Source organism: Novosphingobium profundi (assembly GCF_020524485.1).
GTDB lineage: Bacteria > Pseudomonadota > Alphaproteobacteria > Sphingomonadales > Sphingomonadaceae > Novosphingobium > Novosphingobium profundi_A.
The window spans coordinates 333,439-358,311 of sequence record NZ_JAIVLF010000005.1; the positions used below are offsets into that span (position 1 = coordinate 333,439).

A 24,873-nucleotide genomic window follows, 5' to 3' on the forward strand; every position below is an offset into this window, starting at 1 on the left:
GCACAAAGACAATGCCCTCTCCGCAAGGCCACCCCAAAACTGTGCCGGATAACGAAAAAGGGGCCGCGCCTTCGCGCAGCCCCTTCCTCATGCGAAACGGATGGGCAGACCGGCTGCCCGCCCGAAATCAGTAGCGGTAGTGGTCCGGCTTGAACGGGCCTTCCACCGGCACGCCGATGTAGTCGGCCTGGCGCTGCGAAAGCTCGGTCAGCTTGACGCCCAGTTTCTTGAGGTGAAGCGCGGCGACCTTCTCGTCGAGGAACTTGGGAAGGACGTAGACGTCGTTCTTGTAGTTCTCCGACTTGGTGAAAAGCTCGATCTGCGCCAGCGTCTGGTTGGTGAAGCTGGCCGACATCACGAAGCTGGGGTGGCCGGTGGCGCAGCCCAGGTTCACCAGGCGCCCCTGCGCGAGGATCAGCAGCTGCTTGCCGTCGGGCAGCGTGACGAGGTCGGTACCCGGCTTGATTTCCTGCCACTCGTAATTGTCGAGCGCGGAAATCTGGATCTCGCTGTCGAAGTGGCCGATGTTGCAGACAATGGCCTTGTCCTTCATGCCCTTCATGTGCTCGCCGGTGATGACGCCTTCGTTGCCGGTCGCGGTCACGAAGATGTCGGCGCGGGTGACAGCCTCTTCCATGGTGACGACCTCGAAGCCTTCCATAGCGGCCTGGAGCGCGCAGATGGGGTCGACTTCGGTGACGAGAACGCGGGCGCCGCCGTTGCGCAGCGACTGGGCCGAGCCCTTGCCGACGTCGCCGAAGCCGGCGACGCAGGCAACCTTGCCCGAGAGCATGACGTCGGTGGCGCGACGGATCGCGTCGACCAGCGATTCACGGCAGCCGTAAAGGTTGTCGAACTTCGACTTGGTGACCGAGTCGTTCACGTTGATCGCCGGGAACGGGAGCTTGCCCTGCTTGGCGATGTGGTAGAGGCGGTGCACGCCGGTGGTGGTCTCTTCCGAAACGCCCTTGATGGCCTGGACCGACTTGGTCAGGTATCCCGGCTTTTCCTTGAGGAACTTCTTGAGCGAGCGGACGAATTCGATTTCCTCGGCGTTGCTCGGCTCGAACAGGTCTTCACCCGCTTCCACGCGCGCGCCCCACAGCGCGAACATGGTGGCATCGCCGCCATCGTCGAGGATCATGTTGGCGGTCTGCTCGCCGTCGGCCTCGGTGCCCCATTCGAAGATCTTGCCGACGTAATCCCAGTAATCGGCCAGGCTCTCACCCTTGATGGCGTAGACCGGGATGCCCTGCGCGGCGATCGCGGCGGCGGCGTGGTCCTGGGTCGAGAAGATGTTGCAGGTCGCCCAGCGCACTTCAGCACCCAGCGCGACCAGCGTCTCGATGAGCACGGCGGTCTGGATCGTCATGTGGAGCGAGCCGGTGATGCGCGCGCCCTTGAGCGGCTGCTGTGCGCCATATTCCTCGCGCAGGGCCATCAGGCCCGGCATTTCGGTCTCGGCGATCGCGATTTCGGCGCGGCCGTAATCGGCGAGCGACATGTCGGCGATGGCGTAGTCGTGAACGGCGGTATCAGCTGTGGCCACGAGGGAACTCCTGGGGAATGATCGTGTGAATGATGTCGACGCCCGAAAGCGCCGGCGGTTGGTGAGGGATTAAAGGACCCCCGGCCAAAACGCAAACCGAATATAAAGACATCTTTATATCCACCCTGAACGCACCACCACTAAGCGCCGCCCTGACCGCGCCGGGCGAGCGCACAAAGACGCATCATTCCGGACCTCGCGAGCGGCTCAGGGCTATCCCGCAAACATGCACGCCTGCTTTCTCGCGCCATCCGCACGGGTCCGGAGTTTCCCGATTTCAGGAATGTACGGCAGCACCGCCCGCCCCCTCGGTATTGCGTGCAAGGGCATTGCAGGGCGCCCTGCCCGGCCTATATCGGGGACGCGAAACCGCACACCCATGCCAAGAAGGATGAACGCATGACCATCGCCGTAGGTGACAAACTTCCCGACGTGAAGCTGATGAAGGCGGGCGAGAGCGGCCCCGAGCCGGTCCAGAGCGCCGAATACTTCGCGGGCAAGAAGGTCGCGCTGTTCTCGGTTCCGGGCGCCTTCACCCCAACCTGTTCGGCCAAGCACCTTCCCGGCTTCGTCGACAAGGCGGCCGAACTCAAGGCCAAGGGCATCGACGAGATCGCCTGCACCGCCGTCAACGACGCGTTCGTGATGGGCGCTTGGGGCAAGGCCGCCGGCTCGTCCGATGTCACGATGCTGGCGGACGGCAACGGCGACCTGGTCAAGGCGATGGACCTTACCATGGACGGCTCGGGCTTCGGCATGGGCACGCGCGGCCAGCGCTTCTCGATGGTCGTGAACGACGGCGTGGTCGAGCAGCTCAACGTCGAGGCTCCGGGTACCTTCGAGGTGAGCGCGGCGGAATACATGCTCGGCAAGCTCTGAGCCCGGACACCATCCGAAACGAAAAGGGGCGGCGTACCTATGGTGCGCCGCCCTTTTTTCATTCGTTCAGGACCTGCGGTGAAGGATCAGTAGCCCATCAGGCTCAGCACTTCCTTGCGGCTGCGCTCGTCTTCCAGGAACGTGCCCATCATGCGGCTGGTGATCATACCCACGCCCGGCGTGCGCACACCGCGCCCGGTCATGCAGCCGTGCTGGGCCTCGATCACCACGGCTACGCCGTGGGGCTTGAGGTGATCCCAGATGCACTGGGCAACCTCGGCGGTCAGGCGCTCCTGGATCTGCAGGCGGCGCGCATAGCCGTGCAGAACGCGCGCGAGCTTGGAAATGCCCACGACATGATCGCGCGGCAGGTAGGCGATTGCCGCCTTACCCTGGATCGGCGCCATGTGGTGTTCGCAGTGCGACTGGAACGGAATGTCCTTGAGCAACACGACCTCGTCGTAGCCGCCCACTTCCTCGAAGACGCGGGACAGGTGAATCGAGGGATCTTCCTGGTAGCCCTGGCAATATTCCAGCCAGGCGCGCGCCACGCGCTTGGGCGTATCGAGCAGCCCCTCACGGGTCGGATCATCGCCCGCCCAGCCGATCAGGGTGCGAATGGCCTCCTGGACGTTCTCCGGCACATCGGGCTTGCCGAGCGGATTGTCCATGTCCGGCTCGTCCAGACAGCTCATCTGCGCCTTCTCCTTTTCCATCTTTCTTTCAGGCGCACCCGCATTAGAGCCCCTTTCCGGCGAAACAACCCGCGACGTTCGATCGGCTCGAACATTTCGTCAGGACGTTCCGGGTCGAGCAGCGCGCTGTCGCCCAGCTTCTTTTCGGTGTCGGAGAGCTCTTTCAAGGGCAGAGGAACCAGTCGGCGCCCCTGATTTCCGCGCGCCTCATTCAGGCCATCGATCATCGTGCGCATCGAGCCGGTTTCCTTCAGACGGCGCGCCGCCTCGTCCATGTCGAGCGCGCAGTGCTCGGCAATCAGGCGATGACGCACCTTGCGGATGGTTTGCGCCAGCTCGGGCCTCCCGGCGTTGGCGGGCCGGTCCAGGTCGAGGAAGACATCACACTCGCTGTCGAGCCCCATCGAACGGTTGTTCATGTTGGCCGAACCGATGCGCAGGATACGGTCATCGATGATCGTGAGCTTGGCATGGACGTAGATCGGGGTCCCGTCACTCGCAACCGGATAGTAGAGCTGAAAGCGCCCGGCGTGATCAGCCTCGCGCACGATCTCAAGAAGCCGCGTTCGTGCCGTATCCATCGCCACCTGTTCCAGCCAGCCATCGGCGGTAAAGGGATTGACGATGATGATCTCGGGCGGATCCTCTTCCATGAGACGCTCGCAGATGGCCTCGGCGATAACGCGCGAGGCGAAGTACTGCGTTTCGGCATAGATGAAGTGCCGGGCCGAGCGGATCTGCTCCACGAAGAGCGCCTCGATCTCGCTCACCTGCGGGCAGTCGCCATATTTTGCGCGCGTACGCGCGATGCCCAGCTCCACGTCGCGAAATTCGCCGTGCAGGCTATCCGGCCAGGGACTTTCCTCCTGCGCCTTGCAGGGCTCGAGCGGCTTGCCGCCCGCCACGTCCCAGCGGTCGCGCCCCAGCTCTCCGAGCGCGCCGGCCACCTCGCCTTCCATCATCATCGTGATGTCGTGCCAGGGCGCGTAGAGGCGCCCGGTCGGACGGCGACGGCGGGTGTCGCGCGGCAAGTGCTCGCTGGTGTCCCAGCGGTCCGTCGTCATGTCGATCCCACCGCACACCGCAAAGACATCGTCGAGGACGACGATCTTCTGATGGTGGCTGCAGCCCAGCGGATGCGCCGCGTCGAACTTGAAATCGATCTGCTCGCGCCGCGCCCAGCGCAGCAGGTCGACCAGCATGGTGCCCCGAAACAGCGACTTGAAGAGCGCGAAATTCCACTTGAGGATGCGCACTTCGAGGTCCGGGTTATGGTCCACCAGCCATAGGATGAAAGAGCCCAGGCGCGCCGGAAAACGGTGCTTGCGTCCCTTCTGCCACCACCGGCGCCCATCGGAGAGCAGGATCCGCGAATCGAAGTCCCAGCCGATCAGGAAGACTCGCTGGCGCGCCGCCTCCATCGCCTCACGCACGAGCTTGAAATAGTCGTCCGCATCGATGACGACATGGGCCTTGCGCGCCATCGCATAGCGCCACACCGAGGGGCCGGAGACCTCCTCCAGGTCCGTTCCAAGGCCCGTGTGATCCTCCTCGTCCATTGCGATGTCCATGTCCTGCTGCGCCCGATTGCTCATCCCTAAAGTGCCGACATACCGGAATGTTCCCCTCTGAAAAGGAGATCAGGGCTCTGCGCTGGCTGCGATTGTGCACTGCAGCATAGGCATTACTGGTACCACCTGCGCACATTATAGAGACGCCCCCTGCCCACGCTCGGTTTCAGAGAGATGGCGAACGGATAGCAAGGACCTGGAGCAGCGAGCCGTGAAAAAGTGTCATTTTAGCGGTTGATCTGGAGCCGTTCAGCGGTCATCCATTAGGCGTGTGCAACATATGCACCACCTCTGGTCGCCCATTTGCAGTGCAGCACGCTGTTGCCCGGCGCGGCCTCGCGCGGTTCGTTTTCGGACGGCGTTCGTTGTCCGGACAACTTGAGCCGGACCCAAATTCACGGCCCTGCGTTATCCCGGGGCAACTCTCCGTGAAGTCGAGCCCAACCGGCCTCGTGGAGCAAACAAGGAGTACACCATGAAGAATTCGCTCATCGCCGCCGCGATCCTCGCTGCGGGCCTGGCTCCCGCCGCCGCCGTGGCGCAGGATGCTGCGGCTCCCGCAGCCGAGACGGTCGCCCCGACGGTGGGCGCCAAGGTCTTCGATCCCGAGGGGAACGAAGTCGGCGCCGTTGAAGCCGTTGCGGGTGAGGTGGTCACCGTGAACACGGGCGTGGCCCGTGCCGGTCTTCCCACCAAGGCCTTCGCCATGCGCGAAAAGGGTCTGACCATCGGCATGACCAAGGCGCAGCTCGAATCCGCCGTCATGGGCGCCAAGGCCGAAACCGGCCAGGCCAAGGAAGCGGCCATGGTCGTCGACGCCCCGATCAAGAGCAGCGACGGCCAGGTGCTCGGCACCATTGCCAAGCTCGAGGGTGAGGACGTAACCATGGAACTCGCCAACGGCGACGGCGCGACCGCCCTGTTCAAGAAGGCCAACATCGGCCTCATGCCCGACGGCTCGCTCGCCATCGGCATGACCGCGGCCGCCTTCGCGCAGGCCATCGGCGGCTCGGCTCCGGCCGCGCCTGCCGAGGAAAGCCCCGCAGCCGAATAATGATGTGCGGCTCCAGCCCCGGCTGGAGAGCCTCAGACGAAACGGGGCCGGGATGGACATACCATCCCGGCCCTTTTTCATGGGCGCGTTGCGTAAAGGGCCCCGCCATCGCATTGCATAGATTGCAACTTCAGCCCCTGCGCGCGGAAATCCGGGGAAATACCTTGCGATTCATCGCAGGTTTGGAGCAAGAGGGCGCAGAAATTGTCCCGGCAACAACCTGCACGAGACCTGCAAGCCCCTTATAACCACGATTGGACCCGCGTTGACCTTCCCTGCGCGCATGAGACGCATTCTACAGGCTCTTCACAGCTTCGACTCATCGCTCGACCTTGCCCGCCGCCGCATTGCCACTGCCATCGGCGCGATCATCCTGGGGCTCATCGCCATCGCCTTTGCCTGGATGGGTGACAAGGCGCAGGAATTGTTCACCCGCTTCCAATCCGACAATATCTACCTGACCCTTGCGCTCACGCCTTGCGGCTTTGCCGCGATCGTGTGGTTCACCAACCGGGTCAGCCCGGCGGCGCGCGGCTCGGGCATCCCGCAGGTCATGGCCGCGACCAAGAACCTCGACCTCGCCTACACCCGGCTGCTCACGATCCCCACCGCGGTCGTGAAGCTGCTGCTGACCGTTGGCGTGCTGCTGGTGGGCGGCTCGGTCGGCCGTGAAGGCCCCACCGTCCAGATCGCGGCGGCCATCATGGTCGCCTGCCACAAGGTCATGCGCGTGCCGATGACGGCGGGCGTGCTCATCGCAGGCGGCGCCGCCGGTGTCGCGGCGGCCTTCAACACCCCGCTCGCCGGTGTCGCCTTCGCCATCGAAGAGCTCGCCTCCGCCTTCGAGCAACGCGTTGCCGTCCTCGTTATGGGCGCGGTCGTCATCGCCGGCCTCGTATCGCTCGGCATCGCGGGCGACTATGTCTACTTCGGCGTCATGCATGAGACGCTGGAACTGACCTCGGTGCTCCTCATCACGCCCGTCGCCGGGATCCTGGGCGGTATTGCAGGCGGCCTCTTTGCCCGCATCATGCTCTCCTTCGCGCGCAGCGGGCACCCGGTCTTCCAGGCCATCCGCAGGCGCCCGGTGCTCTCGGCCTTTGCCTGCGGCCTTGTTGTCGCCATCGTGGGCGTGGCCACAGGCGGTGCGACCTGGGGCACCGGCTACGAAACGACCAAGCTGATGATCGAGGGCGAATCCACCCCCTCGGGCTGGTTTGGCCCCGCCAAGTTCCTGGCGACGGCCGCAACGGCGGTCTCGGGAGCCCCGGGCGGTATCTTCGCCCCGTCTCTCTCCGTGGGCGCGGGCTTCGGTGAACTTCTCACGTTCGCGTTCCCCGACGACGCCATGCCTGCGGTCGTCCTCCTGGGCATGACCGGCTACTTCGTGGGCGTCGTGCGCGCGCCGCTTACGGCCGTCATCATCCTCATGGAGACCACCGCGAACCGGGGCATGATCCTGCCGCTCTTCCTGACCGCCATCATCGCCGACGCGGCCAGCAAGCTGGTGTGCCAGACCAAGCTCTACCACGGGCTCTCGCAGGGCTTCCTGCGCCAGGGAGAGGACAACCGCGAGCGGCAGGCCTGAGCGCCCGCCCTCGCCCCTCCTCAGGCTCTCCGGAGCATAGACAACAAAAAAGCCGCACTCCCGTGGGATGCGGCTTTTTGATGCGATCAACGCTTGGAAGTGAATGGTGCGCCCGGAACGATTCGAACGTCCGACCCTCAGATTCGTAGTCTGATGCTCTATCCAGCTGAGCTACGGGCGCACATGCACTTTGTGTTCCTTCTGATGCTGCAGCAGCCCATTTGGAACAAGTGGTGCGCCCGGAACGATTCGAACGTCCGACCCTCAGATTCGTAGTCTGATGCTCTATCCAGCTGAGCTACGGGCGCGCATGCACTTTGTGTTTCTCCTGAAACTCCAACAGACCATTCGGAGAAAATGGTGCGCCCGGAACGATTCGAACGTCCGACCCTCAGATTCGTAGTCTGATGCTCTATCCAGCTGAGCTACGGGCGCGTTGGAGAGGCGCCTCTAGAAAAGGAATCGAAATCGGTCAATGCCTATCTGCATATTTTTCTGAAAAATCGTGTTTCAGCCAAATCTTAAGTGCATCTGCCAGCGGGTAGTCGAGCGGCGGCATGGCCAATTTTCCAAGGCTTTGAGCCGCATACCATTGCGCCTGGCCGCCCTCCTGCGAGACCGGAGCCCCCTCCCACGCGCGCGCGGCATAGAGGAGAAGGATGAGCGCCCTGCGCCCGGATGCCCCGCCTGCAACCGCTCCCGCACTCCCTTCGCCCAAAAGGCCGCTGGCGAACCCCACAGGCACAAGCGATTCCCGATCCAGCCCCACGGCCAGTTCCTCTTCCATCTCGCGCACAGCGGCTTGCTCGGCGCTTTCACCGGGATCGACCTTGCCGCCCGGAAATTCCCAGAGCCCCGCGTGCATCGTTCCCTCAGGCCGTTGCTGCATGAGGACCTGCCCTTGCGCATCGACCAGCGCCACCGCGACCACCACGAGCGGTGTCAGATTTTTTTCCACTTTGCCGCCTTCATTTAATGAATCCTTAAGCTCGATCCGCAAGTTTCAACGTCAATCCAACCACGACGAGGGCCGAGGCCGCGATGCTCCCCCTGACCAGAATGCAAACCCTGCTTCGCGACGCCCAGGGCGCGAGTGCAATCGAATACGGGTTGATCATGGGCCTCATCACCCTCGTCATCGTAGTGGCCATGCAGAGCGTCGCCGACGAGACCATCGCGATGTGGGGCAACGTCAACGACAAGACCTCCGAGGCCATTTCATCATCGGGCTAGCCCTCTGCAGACTTAAACATTTTTCAACTATTCCAACCTACCAATCAAGACGTTCGGCAAGCCTGAGACAAAATGAAGGTGGGCCGGACCGGGTACATTAGACTGCTTTTCATCAGGAGACATTTCATGAAGTTTCTCACCAAGCTGCGTCGCAACGAAGAAGGTGCCACCGCGATCGAATACGGCCTGATCGCCGCCCTCATCGCCGTTGCCGCGATCACCGCGATGACCAGCCTCGGCACCAACCTGAGCAACACCTTCAACAAGACCTCGACCACGCTGTCGAACGCGAACACCTAATTTCGCAGGTCTACCGAGCCATTCGCCGTCCCGGCGATGGCGGGTCACAGAAGCGGGCGGCAGGGCATCCTGCCGCCCGTTTTCGTGTACCCCCAGCACGCCGTCGGAAATCTTTACAATACGACGACGCCCGCCCCGTCAGCCTCAACGCCCGGCCAAGGGGTGCCGCGCATTGACGAGCGCGACGAGCCGCGCGCTGTCGACATGGGTGTAGATCTGGGTAGTGGCGATATCGGCATGGCCCAGCAGCGTCTGCAGCACACGAAGATCCGCCCCGCCCTCCAGCAAATGCGTCGCAAAGGCATGGCGCAGGACATGGGGCGAAACCCTCGCCGGGTCGAGATCGGCCCGAACGGCAAGATCGCGTAGCAGCTGGAAAAGGCGAATCCGGGTCAGATGCCCGGAACTTCCGCGCGAAGGGAACAGGAAGCGCGAGCCCACCGCCTCCCCGCGCACCGCGAGCCAGCGCGAGAGAGCCCCGCGCGCACGCGTGCTGACAGGCACCATGCGCTGTTGCCCACCTTTACCCTGCACATGCAGAAACGGCGTGTCGCGCGGTACGCCAGCCAGTGGCAGGGATACGAGTTCGCTTGCGCGGAGCCCCGATCCGTAAAGAAGTTCCAACAGCGCCAGCAGGCGAACGGGTCCGCTCTCGCCATCTCGCGCCTCGTCCTCCGCCTGCGCGAGAAAGCGCGTCACGTCCTCACGCGAGAGCAGCCGGGGCAAGGGACGCCGCGTGCGTGGGCGCGGCAAGGCGGGCGAAGGATCGTCTTCGCGCAGCCCCTCATCGACGAGGAACCCGTAGAACTGGCGCAGGGTCGAACACTTGCGCGCAAGGCTGGAGGCCGAGAGCGAGGCCCAATGATCGGCAAGCGAGGCCAGCCTCTCTGCGTCCGCCCCAGCCAGGTCCCCCAGCGCCGACTGTGCGCCTTCCAGGTCCCTGCGATAGGCAGCAAGGGTGTTGGCGGCCGCACCGCGCTCGGCGGCCATCATGGTGAGGAACGCCTCGAGCGGATCCTCCCGCAATGCCATCACGCCTCCATGCCGGTCGCGATCAGGTGCGCGCGACCGCCTCGGCCGCGATCATGCGCGCCTCGGCCTCGAGACCAACTTCGCGCATGGCTGCCACGATGTGGTAAAGATAACGCGGGGTCATCTGCCTCCAGTTGGCGCCCTGCATGCCAAAGCCTGCCAGGATCACCACGCTTGCGGCATCGCCGCGTGCCGCCGCCGCATCGATGGCCCGCGTCCAGCGCGTCTCGCCATCGAGCGCCAAGGACAGATCGTTCGAATAGCCCATCGCACGGCTGCGATCGATGCGGTTCAGCCCGGCCAGTCCGGCCACGAGGAACCCGGCCTTGCGCTTGCCCGCGCTCGCGTCCTCGTCGATGAAGCTGTCGAGGCTTCCCGACGATGCGCTCTGGTTGGCACCGGGCGCCGAGAGTACGATCAGTGCCCAGCCCTCGCTGCCACCTTCGACAACCGGCGCCCAGCGCGCCGCATTGGCATCGAAGCCGGCCGCCAGCATCGAGCCCAGCAGGGCCGGAGCTTCGGCAGCGACATCCTCGCTCGGTGCGATCCGCGCGGCGGCAGCGGCGGTCAGAACCCGCCCGCAATAGGCGCTGCCATCGTCCTCCAGCTCGCTCCACAGCGTGCGCATCGCCGCGATGCGCGCCGCCGACGAGGGAAGCGCGTAGGCATCGCGCAGGCTTTCCGCGCGCGTCTGCCAGGCACTGCCAGTATCGGGATCGGCATAAAGCTGCGCGTAGAGATCGACCAGCGCCGCGTTCGAGAGGATGCCCGAGGCCCCTGCCCGCACCGAGGCCTTCGCACGGCGCTCCAGGCCCACCATCGGCGCCAGCGCCGTGGCCGCATCATAACGTCCCTCGGTGGGGGCCATGAGCGATTCGGGCGGCGCAATGCCGACCCCGCGCGCCAGCGCATAACGCCAGGGGGTGAGGTCCGCGACATTGTCCCACTCGATCGTGACCGCACGGCGCGCCTTGCCCGCCGCGCCCGCATAGCGCTGTGCCAGCAGGAGATCGATGCGCGGCATTTCCTTGCGGGTCATGTCCCGGTCGAGGCGCGACAGCGCGGCGTTGCTGTTGCCCCGAAACGCATCGCAGATGGCGCCTGCGACATTCCATTCGGCATCGCTTCGCATCGAGCCTTGCGTCGCCATGATCGGGCACAGACCCGTCATGTCCGCCGTACCGAGATAGACGTCGAGCACCTGCGCGCCGATCTCGGGCGTGTAGTTCGCGATATCAATGTCCTGCAGGAGCGCGCGGGCCGCATCATATTCGCCCATGCGCACCAGCAGGGCCACGCGCAGCGCGAGGAAATCCTGCGCGCTCATGCCCTCGGGCGCATCGAGGCGCGAGAGCAGCGCGCGGCGCAGCGCGATGTGCCCCCAGCGCGAAACCAGCGCGCCGCGATTCCCCGAAAGCGCCAGGCGCAGCAGCCCCGGGTCACCGTCCTGAAGCGAATCCGCCGCCAGACCGCCTTCATCGGCATCGAACAGGCCGACATGGGTCATCGCGCGGCGCGCCTGCGGGGGCATGTCGAACTCGACCTTGCGCCCGATCAGCCCCTCGAAATCTTCCGGGGACATCTTGGCCAATTCTTCCAGTGTGGGAAGGCGCTTGAGGGTGAGCCCGTCATCATTCCGGCGCGCATCATCTTCGGCCGCGACCTGCTGCGGCAACGGCTGTACGACCGCCCCCTGGCCAGGCTGCGCCGAACCGGGCCGCGTCGCGGCAGCCGCAGGGCTTGGCGCGGCACTTGGCGCGGGCCGGTTTGCCGGACGCGCACTCGTGCGCGGCGCGGGCGTCGGCGCCGGGCTCGGCGTTGCGGCCGGCTTGGGATCCTGGAACATCTTGGGAAGGAGCGACTCGGGCGAATCCTGCGCGACCGCCCAGGCCGACGTCAGGCTGAGCGCGGCGCCCGCAAGGAGATAGACCGCCCTCACGGCTGCAGCTCCGGCACGGCGACCGGCACGACCTGGTCCTCGATCGGCATCTCGCCGGCATCGATCCAGGCAACGGCCAGAACCGCACCTGCGGCCAGAACGACAAGCCCCATAGCCAGAGCCAAACGCCCACGCATTCTAATCGTCACTCGCCTTCCTTCACCGATGCTTGCGCTGCGACCTAGCGCAACTATAGGCGGTGGGGCAATGGACGTTCAACAGACCCGCTACTCGGCGCAGGAGATATCCGCGCTTGCCCGCCAGATCGATCGCCCCATCGTGCTCGTCGGTATGATGGGCGTCGGCAAGTCGAGCGTGGGCAAGCGCCTCGCCTCGATCCTCGACTGCCCTTTCGTTGACGCCGATGACGAGATCGAACGCTCGGCGCAGATGCCCATTCCCGAAATCTTCGAGACCTATGGCGAGGACTATTTCCGTGATGGCGAACGCCGCGTGATCGCCCGCCTCATGGCCGAGAACGAAGGCTGCATCGTGATCGCGACGGGCGGTGGCGCCTTCGTCAACGCACAAACCCGCGCACTCATCCTGGAAAAGGCAGTCACGATCTGGCTCGACAGCGACGTCGATACCCTGGTCGAGCGCACCGCGCGCAAGGACAACCGCCCCCTTCTCCAGAACGGCGATCCGCGCGAGATCCTGACGCGACTGCGTGAGACCCGCCAGCCCTTCTATGCGCAGGCCCCGATCCACATCGTCAGCGGACAAGGGCCCCACGTCCAGACAATCAACAAGGTCTTGCAGGAACTTACCCAATGGCTGTGATCCGTGTCGACATCGCCCAGCGCCCCTACGAGGTCCGCGTGGGCCAGGGCCTCCTTGCCGAGATCGGTGCCGAGTGCCGCGGTTTTCTGCGCAAACGCGCCGTTCCTGTCATCACCGATGCGAACGTGCACGCGGCCTGGGGGAACGTCGTCGAGGCCTCGCTGCGCGCGCACGGCCACGAGGTTCACTGGCGCATCCTGCCCGCCGGCGAACAGACCAAGTCCTGGGACGAACTGGCCGCCACGGTGAACTGGCTTCTGTCGCTTGAAGTCGAGCGCGGCGACCATGTGATCGCGCTGGGCGGCGGCGTGATCGGCGATCTGACCGGCTTCTGCGCGGCGATCTTGAAGCGCGGCTGCAAGTTCATCCAGATCCCCACGACGCTCCTCGCCCAGGTCGATTCGAGCGTGGGCGGCAAGACCGCGATCAACACGCCTGCTGGCAAGAACCTCGTCGGTGCCTTCCACCAGCCCTCGCTGGTGCTTGCCGATCTTGCCGCGCTCGACACCCTGCCCGAACGCGAGCGCCTCGCAGGCTACGCCGAAGTCGTGAAGTACGGCCTGATCGACGATGCCGATTTCTTCGCCTGGTGCGAGGCAAACGGTGCGGCCATGCTGGCGGGCGACGGCGCGCTTCGCGAATACGCAGTCGCCCACTCGGTCGCCGCCAAGGCGCGGATCGTGGCCGAGGACGAGTTCGAGACGACCGGCAAGCGCGCACTGCTCAACCTTGGCCATACCTTCGGCCACGCCCTGGAAGCCGAAACCGGCTTTTCGAGCGACCTTCTTCACGGTGAGGGCGTGGCGCTCGGCATGGTGCTCGCCGCGCGTTATTCGGCGCGTCTGGGCCACATGAGCGCCGCCAGTGCCGAGCGCGTTGCCCGCCACATCGCCGAGGTCGGCCTGCGCGCCGAGATCGCCGAGCTTGGCCTTACTTGCGACGGCGCCGCGCTGGTGCGCCACATGCTCCACGACAAGAAGATGGACGCGGGCACCCTGCCCTTCCTGCTGATGCAGGGAATCGGTAAGACCTATCTCGACAAGAAGGTCGATCTTTCCGATGTCGCCCCCTTCCTCGACAGTGAACTGGCCCGCCTGACCAAGTAGTTTTCAGGGGGCGCCAAGTTCCTTCAAACTATCGCCACCATCCAAAAGGCGACGACATGTGTGCGGCGTGCGACCGTGCGCGCGCTCTGTTCGCAAAGCCGTCAGGAAATGGGAGTATGTATACGCATAGGTCGTCCCCGAGGCCCGATCGGGGAGCGGCGCGCATGCCACTTCGCGAATCCCCCTGACAGCGGCATGCACAGGCGGCAGGTCCCCACGGCCTGCCGCCGTCCGCGCCGGGAGCGATGCCCGGCCTCGGGAACGGCTACATGCCCCGGCGCATTCTCCTTTGCGAAAGGAGATACTCCATGAAAGCCCAATCCAAGGCCCAGCAGAAAGCCGCAGGCGCGGCCCTTTCGGCCAAGCGCGGCGAGACGCCCAAGTCCGAACTGCAAGGCGCCTCGCACGAAATGGTCGAGACCATGAGCGAGGCCGAACTCGAGGACATGGCCTCGACCAAGCAGAGCGGAAAGCCCGAACGCAAGGACGGCTGAGCCCGCGCAAAAGCGCCGGGAAGCTCCCCCATGACATTGCGCAAACATATGGTAATGGTGCCCGCAATCATAAGAAAGTTACGCGAGCATCCCCTGCATGACAGCCCCCGAAGCGACACCCGATTTCGAACACGACGACATACCCTCACGCGACGACCGCGCCTTCCTCGGCCACCCCAAGGGCCTGGGTTATCTGTCCTTCGTCGAGGGGTGTGAGCGCTTCTCCTACTACTCCATGCAGACGCTTCTCGTGCTCTACATGGTCAAGTACCTGCTGCTGCCCGAGAACGTGGGCAATGTGGTGGGCCTCTCCTGGCTGCGTTCGGTGCATTACACCGGGCTGGAGGGGCAGCCCCTCGCCTCGGCGATCTTTGGCGACTACACTTCGCTTGTCTACCTGACCCCGGTGCTGGGCGGCATCCTCGCTGACCGCTGGCTTGGCCGCCGCGCCGCGCTCGTCGCAGGCGCCGTCATCATGTCGGTGGGCCACTTCCTCATGGCGTTCGAGGGCCTGTTCCTCTTTGCGCTTATCGCGTTGGTCGTTGGCGTGGGCCTCTTCAAGGGCAATATCGCCAGCCAAGTTGGCGAACTCTACGGCCCCGGGGACCTGCGCCGCGCGATGGCCTTCCAGATCTTCTACATCGCGATCAACGTCTCGGTCATCGCCGCCCCGCTTGTCGCGGGCACCGCGGGCGAGGAACTGGGCTGGCACTACGGCTTCGGCACCGCGGGCGTGGTCATGGTGATCGGCCTTCTCATTTACCTGAAAGCCCGACCCTGGCTGCCCGGCGAGAGTGCCATGGGGACCAAAGCCGCCAAGGACGGCGCGAAGCTCACCCGCGCCGACGTGCCGCGCCTCGCGACGCTCGCCGTCCTGGTACCCGTGCTCGCCATCGCGATGCTGACCAACCAGGAAATCTTCAACGCCTACCTCGTCTGGGCCGATGAACGCTTTGCCCTCACCTTCTTCGGCCACAAGGTGCCGACCTCGTGGATGATCACGATCGATGCCGCGCTTGCCTTCTCGATGCTGGTTGCGGTCGCCTGGTTCTGGAAGTGGCGCGCGCAGCGCACCGGCACCGAGCCCGATGAGCTGGGCAAGATGGTGATCGGCTCGGTCTTCGTGATCGTGGGCGGCCTGTGCCTTGTCGTCGCCTCGGCCACCACGGCGGCAGACGTGAAGATCGGCCTGTTCTGGCCGGTCCTGTTCCACCTCTTCAACTCGATCGGCTTTGCCCACCTCATGCCGGTCAGCCTGGCGCTCTTCACCAAGATCGCCCCGCGCGCGCTGAACGCGACGGTCGTGGGCATCTACTATCTGGCCTTCTTCGCCGCGAACAAGACCATCGGCATCGTGGGCGGGTGGTATTCCTCGATGGACACGACGCAGTTCTGGTTATTGCACGTGGCGAGCGCGGCCTTCGGCCTCGTCGCCTTCGCACTGCTCAAGGTATTCCTGGGCAAGACTCTCGCCGATCAGGCCCCCGCCTGATCGCAATCAGGCGAAGACCGCGACGGACTGCATGCCGGCCACGGCCGGCGTGCCGCCCTCGCCCCACTGCAGGATGTCCTCGCTCGCCAGACCGTGCCCCGACTGACGGCTGGTCGAGCGGATCAGCCACCAGCCATCGCGCGGCCGCGCCGCAGTATTCAGCATGTTGACGTGCCACTGCATCGAACTGACGGGCGTGCGCGGCGGCAGATGCGGGAGAACGGCAGGCGGCAGGGCATCGCCCAGCAGCACCGCCTCGACATCGGCATCGAGCCCCTCGCGCTCGCGCACGCGGACCCACCAGCACAAGTCCGCTTCCTGAAGGCGATCCGCCGGAACCGCCACGCGCACGTCGAAGTGCATCTGCATGAAGGCCGGAAGCACCTTGGTCTCGAAGACCGGAGCGTCCTCCAAGGGCACCAGGCCATCGGGCAGCGCATAGCCGCCCAGCGCCAGCACGCTTTCACGCGGGTGCATGAAGACGCAGTTCGCCAGGAACCCGGTTCCCTTCTCCCCCACCAGCTCGGCAGTCACCCAGACCGCGTTGCGGCCCGCCCGCACGATCTTCGCGCGCGCCTCGATGCGGCCCACCAGCGGGGAAATCATCGAGAACTGCGCCGAACGCAGCGGCAAGGGCTCGGGCAGAACCCGGCGCGCGGCTTCCACCGCCAGCGCCGAGGTCAACCCGCCATAAGCGGTGCGCCCCTGCTGCCAGTCGGGCGTGATCGCAAGGGCAAAGCCGTCCTCCAGCACCTCGGCGCCGGAGAGCATTTCGACAAGCGCAGGCATCGCCTCAGGCCAGCCGCGCGCCGTTGGGAACCGGCGTGTCGGGCGAGAAGAGCGTGATGCGCCCCTCTTCGTCCCCGAACCCCAGCGTCAGGCACTCGGACATGGCCTTGCCGATCTGGCGCGGCGGAAAGTTCACCACCGCGGCGATCTGCTTGCCGACCAGGTCCTCGCATTCATAGAGCGCAGCCACCTGCCCGATCGACTTGCGCGTCCCGATGCCGGGCCCGAAGTCGATCAGGAGTTTGTAGCTGGGCTTGCGCGCCCCCTCGTAGACCGTGGCCTCGACCACGGTCCCCACGCGAATGTCGACCTTCAGGAAATCGTCAAAGGCAATGGTTTCGGCAGGCGCCGCATCTGCGTCGTGGTCGAGGTGCAAGGGTTACTCCAGTTCCAGGATGATCGCGTCGACTGCCAGGCTGTCGCCCGCCTTGGCGTTGACCGCCTTGACCGTGCCCGACTTTTCGGCGCGCAGGATGTTCTCCATCTTCATCGCCTCGATCACGGCCAGCGGCTGGCCGGTCTCGACCTTGTCGCCCTCGCCCACGTTGAGCGAGACGAGGAGGCCCGGCATCGGGCAGATGAGGTACTTGGAAAGATCGGGCGGAATCTTCTCGATCATGTGCCTGGAATGCTGCGACACGCGGGTCGGCAAGCAGTCGAGCGTGTGGATCGCCCCGCGCGTGGTCATCTTGAAGCCCATGCGCGTGGTCTCGAGCTTGATCGTGATCGGCTCGCCATCGATGTCGGCATCGATGAAGCGATCGCCCGGCGTATATTCGAGCGCAAGGTCCACCTCGACATCGTTGACGAGGATCGTGTCCTCCTCGACGACCACGGTGTAGGGCTCCTTCCCGAGCGTCACGGTCCATTCACCCGGCGGATCGAGCGGGGTCGCCAGCTGGCCATCGACGCGGCGCGCACGGTCGGCACGGGCGGCGGCGATGAAACCGGCGACGGCCGCCAGCTTGATCTTGAGTTCGTCCGAAGCGGGTGCCCCGTGGAAGCCTTCGGGGTATTCCTCGGCAATGAAGCCGGTGGTCAGTTCGCCCGAACGGAACCGCTCGTGCTGCATGATCGCGTTCACGAAATCGATGTTGTGGCCCAGCCCCTCGATCTCAAAGGCGTCGAGCGCGGCGATCTGCTTGTCGGCCGCCTCGTCGCGGGTCTCGCCCCAGGTGATCAGCTTGGCGATCATCGGGTCGTAGAACATCGAGACCTGGCCACCTTCGTAGACACCATCGTCGACGCGGATGCCGTCGATGCCCCGGCGGCCATTGGCCGTGCCATCATCGCTCCAGCCGTCGACCGGCGGATTGTAGCGCACAAGGCGCCCGGTCGAGGGCAGGAAGCCGCGGTAGGGGTCCTCGGCGTAGACGCGGTTCTCGATGGCCCAGCCCTCGATCTTCACGTCGTCCTGCGTCATCGCCAGCTTCTCGCCATAGGCGACGCGGATCATCTGCTCGACAAGGTCGACCCCGGTGATCGCCTCGGTCACCGGGTGCTCGACCTGGAGACGGGTGTTCATTTCCAGGAAGTAGAACGATTCGCCCGTCGGGTCCGCACCCGAGACGATGAGTTCGACCGTGCCCGCCGAGTGGTAGTCCACCGCGCGCGCCAGGGCGACGCACTGCTCGCCCATGGCCTTGCGCATCTTGTCGGTGACGAAGGGCGACGGCGCTTCTTCGACCACCTTCTGGTGGCGGCGCTGGATCGAGCATTCGCGCTCGTTCAGGTAGAGGATGTTGCCGTGCTTGTCGCCCAGGATCTGGATCTCGATGTGGCGCGGGTTCTCGATGAACTTTTCAATGAAGACACGGTCATCGCCAAAGGAGTTGAGACCCTCGCGGCGGGTTGCCTCGAAGCCTTCGCGCACGTCGGTTTCCGACCAGGCGAGGCGCATGCCCTTGCCGCCGCCGCCAGCCGACGCCTTCATCATCACCGGGTAGCCGATCTCGTTGGAGATCTTCACCGCGTGCTCGGTGTCCTCGATCACGCCGACAAAGCCCGGGACCACGTTCACACCGGCCTCGCGCGCCAGCTTCTTGGATTCGATCTTGTCGCCCATCGCCGCGATCGCGCCCGGGGGCGGGCCGATGAAGGCGATGTTTTCCTTGGCCAGCGCCTCGGCGAACGAGGTTCGCTCGGAGAGGAAGCCATAGCCCGGGTGTACGGCCTCGGCGCCTGTCTGCTTGCACGCGGCAATGATCTTGTCCGCGATCAGGTAGCTTTCCGCCGCGGGCGAGGGCCCGATGTGGATCGCCTCATCCGCCATCTTGACGAAGGGCGCTTGTGCGTCGGCATCGGAGTACACGGCCACGGTCTCGATACCCATGCGCCGCGCGGTCTTGATCACGCGGCAGGCAATCTCGCCACGGTTTGCGATCAGAATCTTCTTGAACATCCCAACTACCTCATCAAACTCAGCGACTTATTAGCAAAATAGAAGTACGTAACAGGACCGCCAGAAGATTCGATCTTTAAAGAAAGAGGAACGTAACCAGCAAACTCCTCGTACAGATCGACTCTCTCCAAATCAAAAACTGGAGAAATCAAGCCACCCATCGCATGATTATACTCATAAGAATCCAGTCTGCTGACTTCTTCCACAGCCCAATTCATCATCCTCACTAGATCATTAATTGTACGCTTCTCGCCAAACCCCCAATTGTCGCGTTCAGAAGTCTTCTTAAACTCAAACGAAAATGAGCGTTCACCATCATGAAACCAAAGATCGGCACGCCCTTGGATGAGATTTTCCCGATCTGTTTTAGACAGCACTTTCCCGAGACGTTCTTTCTCTAAAACCTCCCAAGCTCGCTTGCTCAGCGGGTATTCAGCCAACGGGATCATTCCCTTACGGCTCGCCCCCGCCAAAAGAACACTCACTCCAGCAGTCTCATTGTCAAAGAATGGCGAATACTGCTCATACCAAGCCGCCATCCCCTCAGATATTTCATCTGCGCCAGCTATCATCTTCTCAATCGCTGGAGCCAGATATTTATATCGCTCATCCTTCTTCACCCAAGACCAAGCCAATATTCACTCCTCGAATTCGAGCTTGGCGCAGCCCTTGGGCATGCGGCTGGCTTCGACATCGGCGGATGTCTCGGTGATCGCCATGGGCTTGAGGCCCAGGCGTTCGAACATGGCAAGGTCGCTGTCATCGCCCGCGTTGGGGGCGGTGAGCAGCTTGTCGCCGGTGAAGATCGAGTTGGCGCCCGCCATGAAGCACATGGCCTGCGTCATCTCGGACATGGATTCGCGGCCCGCCGAGAGGCGCACCATCGAATGGGGCATGGTAATGCGCGCGACCGCGACGGTGCGGACGAACTCCACATCGTCGATCTTGGCCATCGGCGTGTCGGCCAGCATGTCGCCCAGCACCGTGCCCTTGACCGGCACGAGCGCGTTCACCGGCACCGACTGCGGATGATCGGGGAGCGTCGCCAGCGTGTGGACGAAGCCGACACGGTCAGCCCGCGTCTCACCCATGCCCACAATGCCGCCCGAGCACACGTTCATGCCCGCCATGCGCACGTTGGAGAGCGTGTCGAGACGGTCCTCCATGGTGCGCGTGGTGATGACATCGTCATAGCGTTCGGGCGAGGTGTCGATGTTGTGGTTGTAGTAGTCGAGACCGGCTTCCTTGAGCATGTCGGCCTGTTCGGCCGTCAGCATGCCCAGCGTCATGCAGGTTTCCATGCCCATTGCGCGCACGCCCTTCACCATCTCGATGATGGCGGGCATGTCGCGGTCCTTGGGGTTGCGCCAGGCCGCGCCCATGCAGAAGCGGGTCGATCCCTGGTCGGCGGCCTGCGCGGCGCGCTGGAGAACTTCCGACACGCCCATCAGCTTGGTCGCCTTGACGCCGCTCTTGGCGTGGACCGACTGCGAGCAGTAGCCGCAGTCTTCCTGGCAGCCGCCGGTCTTGATCGAGAGCAGCGTCGAAAGCTGGACCTCGTTCGCCTTGTGATTGGCGCGGTGGACCTCGGCGGCGCGAAAGACCAGCTCGGTAAACGGCAGGTCGAACAGCGCGGCGATCTCCTCGCGCGTCCAGTCGTTGCGGATGGCGGTGTGGGGGGCGTCGGTCATAGTCAAATCTGCTCCAGGGCCTGCGCGAGGTCGGCCACGATATCGTCGATGTGCTCGATCCCCACGGACACGCGCACGACATCGGGCCCTGCGCCTGCCTCGACCAGTTCGTCGTCGCGCAGCTGGCTGTGCGTCGTCGAAGCCGGGTGGATGATCAGCGAGCGCGTGTCCCCGATATTGGCCAGGTGGCTGAACAATTGGACCGAAGACACGAGCTTCACGCCCGCCTCATAGCCGCCTTTGACCCCGAAGGTGAAGACGGCGCCGCCCTTGCCGCCCAGATAGGTCTTCGCAAGCTGGTGATAGTCGCTCTCGGGCAGACCCGCATAGCTGACCCAGGCGACCTTGGGATGGGCCTGGAGCCACGTGGCCAGATGCAGCGCGTTGTCGCAGTGGCGCTCCATGCGCAGCGCAAGGGTTTCCATGCCTGTCAATACGTTAAAGGCGTTCTGCGGCGCGAGCGTGGGGCCAAGGTCACGCATTCCCAGCGCGCGGCAGGCCAGGACAAAGGCCAGGTTGCCAAACGCCTCGGTGAAGACCTTGCCGTGGTAGCTGGGGTTGGGCTGGGAAAGATAGGGGTACTTGCCCCCTGCGTTCCAGTCGAAGGTGCCCGCGTCCACGATCAGGCCCGCAATCGAATTGCCGTGCCCGCCCAGGAACTTGGTGGCCGAGTGAACCACAACGTCGGCGCCATGTTCGATAGGACGGCACAGCGCTGGCGTCGCCATGGTGTTGTCGACGATCAGCGGCACGCCTGCCGCATGGGCGACCCTGGCAATCGCGGCAATGTCCTGAACCACGCCGCCGGGATTGGCGAGGCTCTCGATGAAGACCGCGCGGGTCTTGTCATCAATGGCGGCGGCGACTTCCTCGGGATCGTCCGCGTTCACGAACTTCGAATCCCAGGCCATCTTCTTGAAGCTGTGCCCGATCTGGTTGAGCGAACCGCCGTAGAGCTTCTTGGCCGCCACGATGTTGCAGCCCGGCTCCATCAGCGTGTGGAAGGCAAGAAACTGCGCGGCATGGCCCGAGGCGGTCGAGAGCGCCGCCACCCCGCCTTCGAGCGCGGCGATCTTGCCTTCGAGCGCGCCGTTGGTGGGGTTCATGATGCGGGTATAGATGTTGCCGAATTCGTTGAGCGCAAAGAGGTCGGCCGCGTGCTCGGGGCCGTCAAAAACGTAGCTGGCCGTCTGATAGATCGGCGTGATGCGCGCATTCGTCGCCGGATCGGGCTGGGTACCGGCGTGGATGGTCATGGTCTCGAGCTTGTGCGTCATGTCCCTCTCCTGTCCTCTCGTCACTGAACCGTTTCGCCAAGGCGGCGCGTCGCATAACCGCGCAGTGCATCGGCGTAGTGCGGCGCGGCGCGGCGTGCGCCCTCGTCCGCCCCGAACCCTTCGACCGAACGCGCAATGCGCGCCAGAGCCGCATCGCTCAGACTGTCCAGCCGCGCGCGGTAGATACCGATGGTGAAGACGATGGCGCGCGAGCGCTTGAGACGGCGCAGCGCCTCACGCTCGCAGCGCACGAAGAGAGTACTGCCTGCGTTCTCGGGCGTAACATGCGCGAAGCGGGCCTCGGGCGCCGTGTCGGGGAGATACCGCAGCGCATCGCTCGCCACTACGAAGGCGTTGGTGCGCCCGAAGATGTTGAAGGACTGCAAGCCCTCCATGAACTTGTCGACGCCGCTGGCAAGCGCCTCTTCATACCCATCGATGGGCGCATGGATCGCCGCGGTGGAGAGGCCCATCTTCTCCTCAAGACGCCAGTCGGTTGGAAAGGCGACCGCCCCCGCGGCAAGACGGAACGGCGCGCCGGGGGCATCCTGAACCATGATGCACAGGTCCTCCCAGCAGGCCCGTGCGCAATCCTCAAGGTCCCCCTCGACACCCAGCAACTCGCCCAGCTCGGCAATCGCGTCGGCCGCCTCGGGCCGCACAATCACGCTGTGCGGGTGCGCATCGAAGGCGGCGGCGCGCGCGGTGAGGTCGGGCGTGGGATCGAGCCAGTCGGCCTCGCGCAAGCGCACCAGCCCCATGCGCAAAGGCCCTTCGACCCGCGCCTGGGGGAGGAGTGCCTCCACGGAAAAACCGAGTGTCATCGTCTCTATCCCACGCCCGTCCCGCCGCTTACTCGGCCGCGTCCAGCGCTTCGCCCGCAGGCGGCATGTTGTGGCCCAGAAGACGCAGCACGTCGGCCGCACATTCCACCACGTTCGAACCCGGCCCATAGATGCCCTGAACGCCGCGCTCCTTGAGGTAGTCGTAGTCGGTCGCCGGAATGACGCCGCCCGCCACCACCTTGATATCGCCGCGCCCGGCTTCACGCAGGTGCTCGATCATCTCGGGGATGAGAGTCTTGTGCCCAGCCGCAAGGCTGGAAGCGCCGACCACCTCGACCTCGTTGTCGAGCGCCATCTTGCAGGCCTCTTCCGGGGTCTGGAACAGCGGACCCGACACCACATCGAAACCCATGTCACCAAAGGCTGAGGCGATCACGTTGGCGCCGCGGTCGTGGCCGTCCTGGCCCATCTTGGCGACGAACAGGCGCGGCGCGCGGCCGAGGCGACGCGAGACCGCCTCCACCCCGTCGAGCACCTGCTGGTAGCGGCTGTCGCCCTCGTACGCAGTGCCATAGATGCCCTTCACCGGGGTCGGCATCGTGCCGTGGCGGCCGAAGACCTCTTCCATCGCCGCCGAGATCTCGCCCAGCGTTGCGCGTTCGCGCGCGGCATCGACGGCGAGTGCCAGAAGGTTGCCCTTGCCCTTCGCACCTTCGGTCAGGGCCTTGAGCGCGGCGCGGCACTTGGCCTCATCGCGGCCCGCCCTGACCTTGTTGATGCGCGCGATCTGGCTGGCGCGGACCTTGGCGTTGTCGACCGCGAGGGTCTCGATGGGGTCTTCCTGATCGCGGCGGTACTTGTTGACGCCCACGATCACGTCATCGCCCCGGTCGACGCGGGCCTGACGCCCGGCCGCGGCTTCCTCGATCATGCCCTTGGGCCAGCCAGCCGCCACGGCCTTGGCCATGCCGCCTTCGCTCTCGACGCGCTCAATGATCTCCCAGGCCTTCTCGACCAGTTCGCTGGTCAGCGCCTCGATGTAGTAGGAGCCGCCCAGGGGATCGACGACATTGGTCATGCCGGTCTCTTCCTGGATCACGATCTGGGTGTTGCGCGCGATGCGGGCCGAGAAGTCGGTCGGCAGGGCGATCGCCTCATCCAGCGCGTTGGTATGGAGCGACTGGGTGCCCCCCAGCATCGCGGCCATCGCCTCGATGGTGGTGCGCATGACGTTGTTGTACGGGTCCTGCTCCTGCAAGCTGACGCCCGAGGTCTGGCAGTGCGTGCGCAGCATCTTGGAGCGCTCGGACTTGGCGCCGAGCTGCGTCATCGCGCGGTGCCACAAGGTGCGCGCAGCGCGCAGCTTGGCGATCTCCATGAAGAAGTTCATGCCGATCGCGAAGAAGAACGAAAGGCGGCCCGCAAACTTGTCGATGTCGAGGCCCGAGGCCACGCCGTACTTCACGTATTCCATGCCGTCGGCGATGGTGAAGGCGAGTTCCTGGACCTGCGTCGCGCCCGCTTCCTGCATGTGGTAGCCGGAAATCGAGATCGAGTTGAACTTGGGCATGTTGTCCGCCGTATAGGCGAAGATGTCCGAGATGATCCGCATCGAAGGCTCGGGCGGATAGATGTAGGTGTTGCGGACCATGAACTCCTTCAGAATGTCGTTCTGAATGGTACCGGTCAGCTTGTCGGGCGAAACGCCCTGTTCCTCGGCGGCGATGATGTAGAAGGCAAGGCACGGGATCACCGCGCCGTTCATCGTCATCGAAACCGACATCTCGTCCAGCGGAATGCCATCGAAGAGGATCTTCATGTCCTCGACGCTGTCGATGGCGACCCCCGCCATGCCGACGTCGCCAGTCACGCGCGGGTGATCGGAATCGTAGCCACGGTGCGTAGCAAGGTCGAAGGCGACCGAGAGCCCCTTCTGCCCTGCCGCAAGGTTACGGCGGTAGAAGGCGTTCGATTCCTCGGCGGTCGAGAAGCCCGCATACTGGCGGATCGTCCAGGGGCGCCCTGCGTACATCGAGGCCTTCACACCGCGCGTGAAAGGCGCAAAGCCGGGCAGGCCCGGATCGGTGGTCACGTCCTCGGCGGTGTAGAGCGGCTTTACCGCGATACCTTCAGGCGTGTTCCAGGTGAGGTCCCGGCCCTTCACTTCCTTGTCGGCAAGGGCCTTCCAGTCGTCCAGCTTGGGTGTGTCGCTCAT

24 protein-coding genes and 3 tRNA genes are annotated in these 24,873 nt (G+C 64.6%); 9 read left to right on the forward strand and 18 right to left on the reverse strand.

Features of this window, described 5'->3' with window-relative positions:
- Positions 1 to 127: 127 nt before the first annotated feature.
- Complete coding sequence (gene ahcY / locus LC060_RS15425) at positions 128 to 1,549, reverse strand: adenosylhomocysteinase (RefSeq protein ID WP_148627998.1); 1,422 nt, start codon at positions 1,547 to 1,549, stop codon at positions 128 to 130.
- 399 nt (positions 1,550 to 1,948) lie between these two features.
- Here ahcY and LC060_RS15430 point away from each other — a divergent pair, with 399 nt between their 5' ends.
- A complete protein-coding gene (locus LC060_RS15430; RefSeq protein WP_226637066.1) occupies positions 1,949 to 2,428 on the forward strand; it encodes a peroxiredoxin in 480 nt (159 codons plus the stop codon).
- 86 nt (positions 2,429 to 2,514) lie between these two features.
- On the opposite strand, the gene folE is transcribed toward LC060_RS15430, so the two are convergent.
- Both folE and LC060_RS15440 read right to left on the reverse strand, forming a co-directional pair.
- Complete coding sequence (gene folE, locus LC060_RS15435; protein ID WP_226637068.1) at positions 2,515 to 3,123, reverse strand: GTP cyclohydrolase I FolE; 609 nt, start codon at positions 3,121 to 3,123, stop codon at positions 2,515 to 2,517.
- Positions 3,120 to 4,718, reverse strand: a complete 1,599-nt coding sequence (locus LC060_RS15440; RefSeq protein ID WP_319005436.1) for a phospholipase D-like domain-containing protein — start codon at positions 4,716 to 4,718, stop codon at positions 3,120 to 3,122. The genes folE and LC060_RS15440 overlap by 4 nt, the downstream gene beginning before the upstream one ends.
- Before the next feature lie 451 nt (positions 4,719 to 5,169).
- Between LC060_RS15440 and LC060_RS15445 the strand changes: the two genes are divergently transcribed.
- On the forward strand, positions 5,170 to 5,748 hold the full coding sequence (locus tag LC060_RS15445) for a hypothetical protein (protein WP_226637070.1): 579 nt from the start codon (positions 5,170 to 5,172) through the stop codon (positions 5,746 to 5,748).
- A 283-nt stretch (positions 5,749 to 6,031) separates the two neighbouring features.
- The gene (locus LC060_RS15450; RefSeq protein ID WP_226637071.1) at positions 6,032 to 7,336 is read left to right on the forward strand and encodes a chloride channel protein; all 1,305 of its coding nucleotides are present in this window, start codon (positions 6,032 to 6,034) and stop codon (positions 7,334 to 7,336) included.
- Between the two features lie 104 nt (positions 7,337 to 7,440).
- Here LC060_RS15450 and LC060_RS15455 read toward each other — a convergent pair.
- From LC060_RS15455 to LC060_RS15470, 4 genes are all read right to left on the reverse strand, one after another.
- A tRNA-Arg gene (locus LC060_RS15455) sits at positions 7,441 to 7,517 on the reverse strand.
- Positions 7,518 to 7,567: 50 nt separating this feature from the next.
- Positions 7,568 to 7,644, reverse strand: a tRNA-Arg gene (locus LC060_RS15460).
- Positions 7,645 to 7,694: 50 nt separating this feature from the next.
- Positions 7,695 to 7,771: transfer RNA gene (locus LC060_RS15465), tRNA-Arg, on the reverse strand.
- A gap of 37 nt (positions 7,772 to 7,808) precedes the next feature.
- Positions 7,809 to 8,336, reverse strand: coding sequence for an NUDIX domain-containing protein (locus tag LC060_RS15470; protein ID WP_226637073.1), 528 nt, complete (start codon positions 8,334 to 8,336; stop codon positions 7,809 to 7,811).
- Positions 8,337 to 8,395: 59 nt separating this feature from the next.
- Here LC060_RS15470 and LC060_RS15475 point away from each other — a divergent pair, with 59 nt between their 5' ends.
- Both LC060_RS15475 and LC060_RS15480 read left to right on the forward strand, forming a co-directional pair.
- Positions 8,396 to 8,569 carry a Flp family type IVb pilin gene (locus tag LC060_RS15475; protein WP_226637075.1) on the forward strand — a complete coding sequence of 58 codons (174 nt, stop codon included), beginning with the start codon at positions 8,396 to 8,398 and terminating at the stop codon, positions 8,567 to 8,569.
- 126 nt (positions 8,570 to 8,695) lie between these two features.
- Positions 8,696 to 8,869 (forward strand): Flp family type IVb pilin, encoded by a 174-nt coding sequence (locus tag LC060_RS15480; RefSeq protein WP_148628005.1) that lies wholly within the window; start codon positions 8,696 to 8,698, stop codon positions 8,867 to 8,869.
- Positions 8,870 to 9,013: 144 nt separating this feature from the next.
- Here LC060_RS15480 and LC060_RS15485 read toward each other — a convergent pair whose 3' ends face one another.
- From LC060_RS15485 to LC060_RS15495, 3 genes are read right to left on the reverse strand one after another with little or no spacing between them, the layout of a single operon-like run.
- On the reverse strand, positions 9,014 to 9,901 hold the full coding sequence (locus LC060_RS15485) for a tyrosine recombinase (protein ID WP_226637077.1): 888 nt from the start codon (positions 9,899 to 9,901) through the stop codon (positions 9,014 to 9,016).
- A gap of 22 nt (positions 9,902 to 9,923) precedes the next feature.
- Positions 9,924 to 11,840 carry a hypothetical protein gene (locus LC060_RS15490; RefSeq protein WP_226637079.1) on the reverse strand — a complete coding sequence of 639 codons (1,917 nt, stop codon included), beginning with the start codon at positions 11,838 to 11,840 and terminating at the stop codon, positions 9,924 to 9,926.
- Positions 11,837 to 11,989, reverse strand: a complete 153-nt coding sequence (locus LC060_RS15495) for a hypothetical protein (protein ID WP_159108079.1) — start codon at positions 11,987 to 11,989, stop codon at positions 11,837 to 11,839. Before LC060_RS15495 ends, LC060_RS15490 begins: the two co-directional genes overlap by 4 nt.
- Positions 11,990 to 12,047: 58 nt before the next feature.
- Here LC060_RS15495 and LC060_RS15500 point away from each other — a divergent pair, with 58 nt between their 5' ends.
- The 4 genes from LC060_RS15500 (at position 12,048) to LC060_RS15515 (ending at position 15,715) form a co-directional block, all read left to right on the forward strand.
- On the forward strand, positions 12,048 to 12,623 hold the full coding sequence (locus LC060_RS15500) for a shikimate kinase (RefSeq protein WP_226637081.1): 576 nt from the start codon (positions 12,048 to 12,050) through the stop codon (positions 12,621 to 12,623).
- Positions 12,614 to 13,729: a 3-dehydroquinate synthase gene (aroB, locus tag LC060_RS15505; protein WP_226637082.1), complete on the forward strand. Its 1,116-nt coding sequence runs from the start codon at positions 12,614 to 12,616 to the stop codon at positions 13,727 to 13,729. The genes LC060_RS15500 and aroB overlap by 10 nt, the downstream gene beginning before the upstream one ends.
- A gap of 308 nt (positions 13,730 to 14,037) precedes the next feature.
- Positions 14,038 to 14,223, forward strand: coding sequence for a DUF3008 family protein (locus LC060_RS15510; RefSeq protein WP_226637084.1), 186 nt, complete (start codon positions 14,038 to 14,040; stop codon positions 14,221 to 14,223).
- Between the two features lie 97 nt (positions 14,224 to 14,320).
- The gene (locus LC060_RS15515) at positions 14,321 to 15,715 is read left to right on the forward strand and encodes a peptide MFS transporter (RefSeq protein WP_226637085.1); all 1,395 of its coding nucleotides are present in this window, start codon (positions 14,321 to 14,323) and stop codon (positions 15,713 to 15,715) included.
- A gap of 6 nt (positions 15,716 to 15,721) precedes the next feature.
- On the opposite strand, the gene LC060_RS15520 is transcribed toward LC060_RS15515, so the two are convergent.
- From LC060_RS15520 to scpA, 8 genes are read right to left on the reverse strand one after another with little or no spacing between them, the layout of a single operon-like run.
- Positions 15,722 to 16,504 (reverse strand): thioesterase family protein, encoded by a 783-nt coding sequence (locus LC060_RS15520; RefSeq protein ID WP_226637087.1) that lies wholly within the window; start codon positions 16,502 to 16,504, stop codon positions 15,722 to 15,724.
- Between the two features lie 4 nt (positions 16,505 to 16,508).
- A complete protein-coding gene (locus tag LC060_RS15525) occupies positions 16,509 to 16,880 on the reverse strand; it encodes a tRNA-binding protein (RefSeq protein WP_226637089.1) in 372 nt (123 codons plus the stop codon).
- A gap of 3 nt (positions 16,881 to 16,883) precedes the next feature.
- Positions 16,884 to 18,905, reverse strand: a complete 2,022-nt coding sequence (locus LC060_RS15530; protein ID WP_226637091.1) for an acetyl/propionyl/methylcrotonyl-CoA carboxylase subunit alpha — start codon at positions 18,903 to 18,905, stop codon at positions 16,884 to 16,886.
- A gap of 5 nt (positions 18,906 to 18,910) precedes the next feature.
- A complete protein-coding gene (locus LC060_RS15535) occupies positions 18,911 to 19,540 on the reverse strand; it encodes a hypothetical protein (RefSeq protein WP_226637093.1) in 630 nt (209 codons plus the stop codon).
- Between the two features lie 3 nt (positions 19,541 to 19,543).
- The gene (gene bioB / locus LC060_RS15540; RefSeq protein WP_226637095.1) at positions 19,544 to 20,596 is read right to left on the reverse strand and encodes a biotin synthase BioB; all 1,053 of its coding nucleotides are present in this window, start codon (positions 20,594 to 20,596) and stop codon (positions 19,544 to 19,546) included.
- Between the two features lie 2 nt (positions 20,597 to 20,598).
- A complete protein-coding gene (locus LC060_RS15545; RefSeq protein WP_226637097.1) occupies positions 20,599 to 21,873 on the reverse strand; it encodes an O-acetylhomoserine aminocarboxypropyltransferase in 1,275 nt (424 codons plus the stop codon).
- A gap of 20 nt (positions 21,874 to 21,893) precedes the next feature.
- On the reverse strand, positions 21,894 to 22,697 hold the full coding sequence (locus tag LC060_RS15550) for a heme-dependent oxidative N-demethylase subunit alpha family protein (RefSeq protein ID WP_226637099.1): 804 nt from the start codon (positions 22,695 to 22,697) through the stop codon (positions 21,894 to 21,896).
- 28 nt (positions 22,698 to 22,725) lie between these two features.
- Complete coding sequence (gene scpA, locus LC060_RS15555) at positions 22,726 to 24,873, reverse strand: methylmalonyl-CoA mutase (RefSeq protein WP_226637100.1); 2,148 nt, start codon at positions 24,871 to 24,873, stop codon at positions 22,726 to 22,728.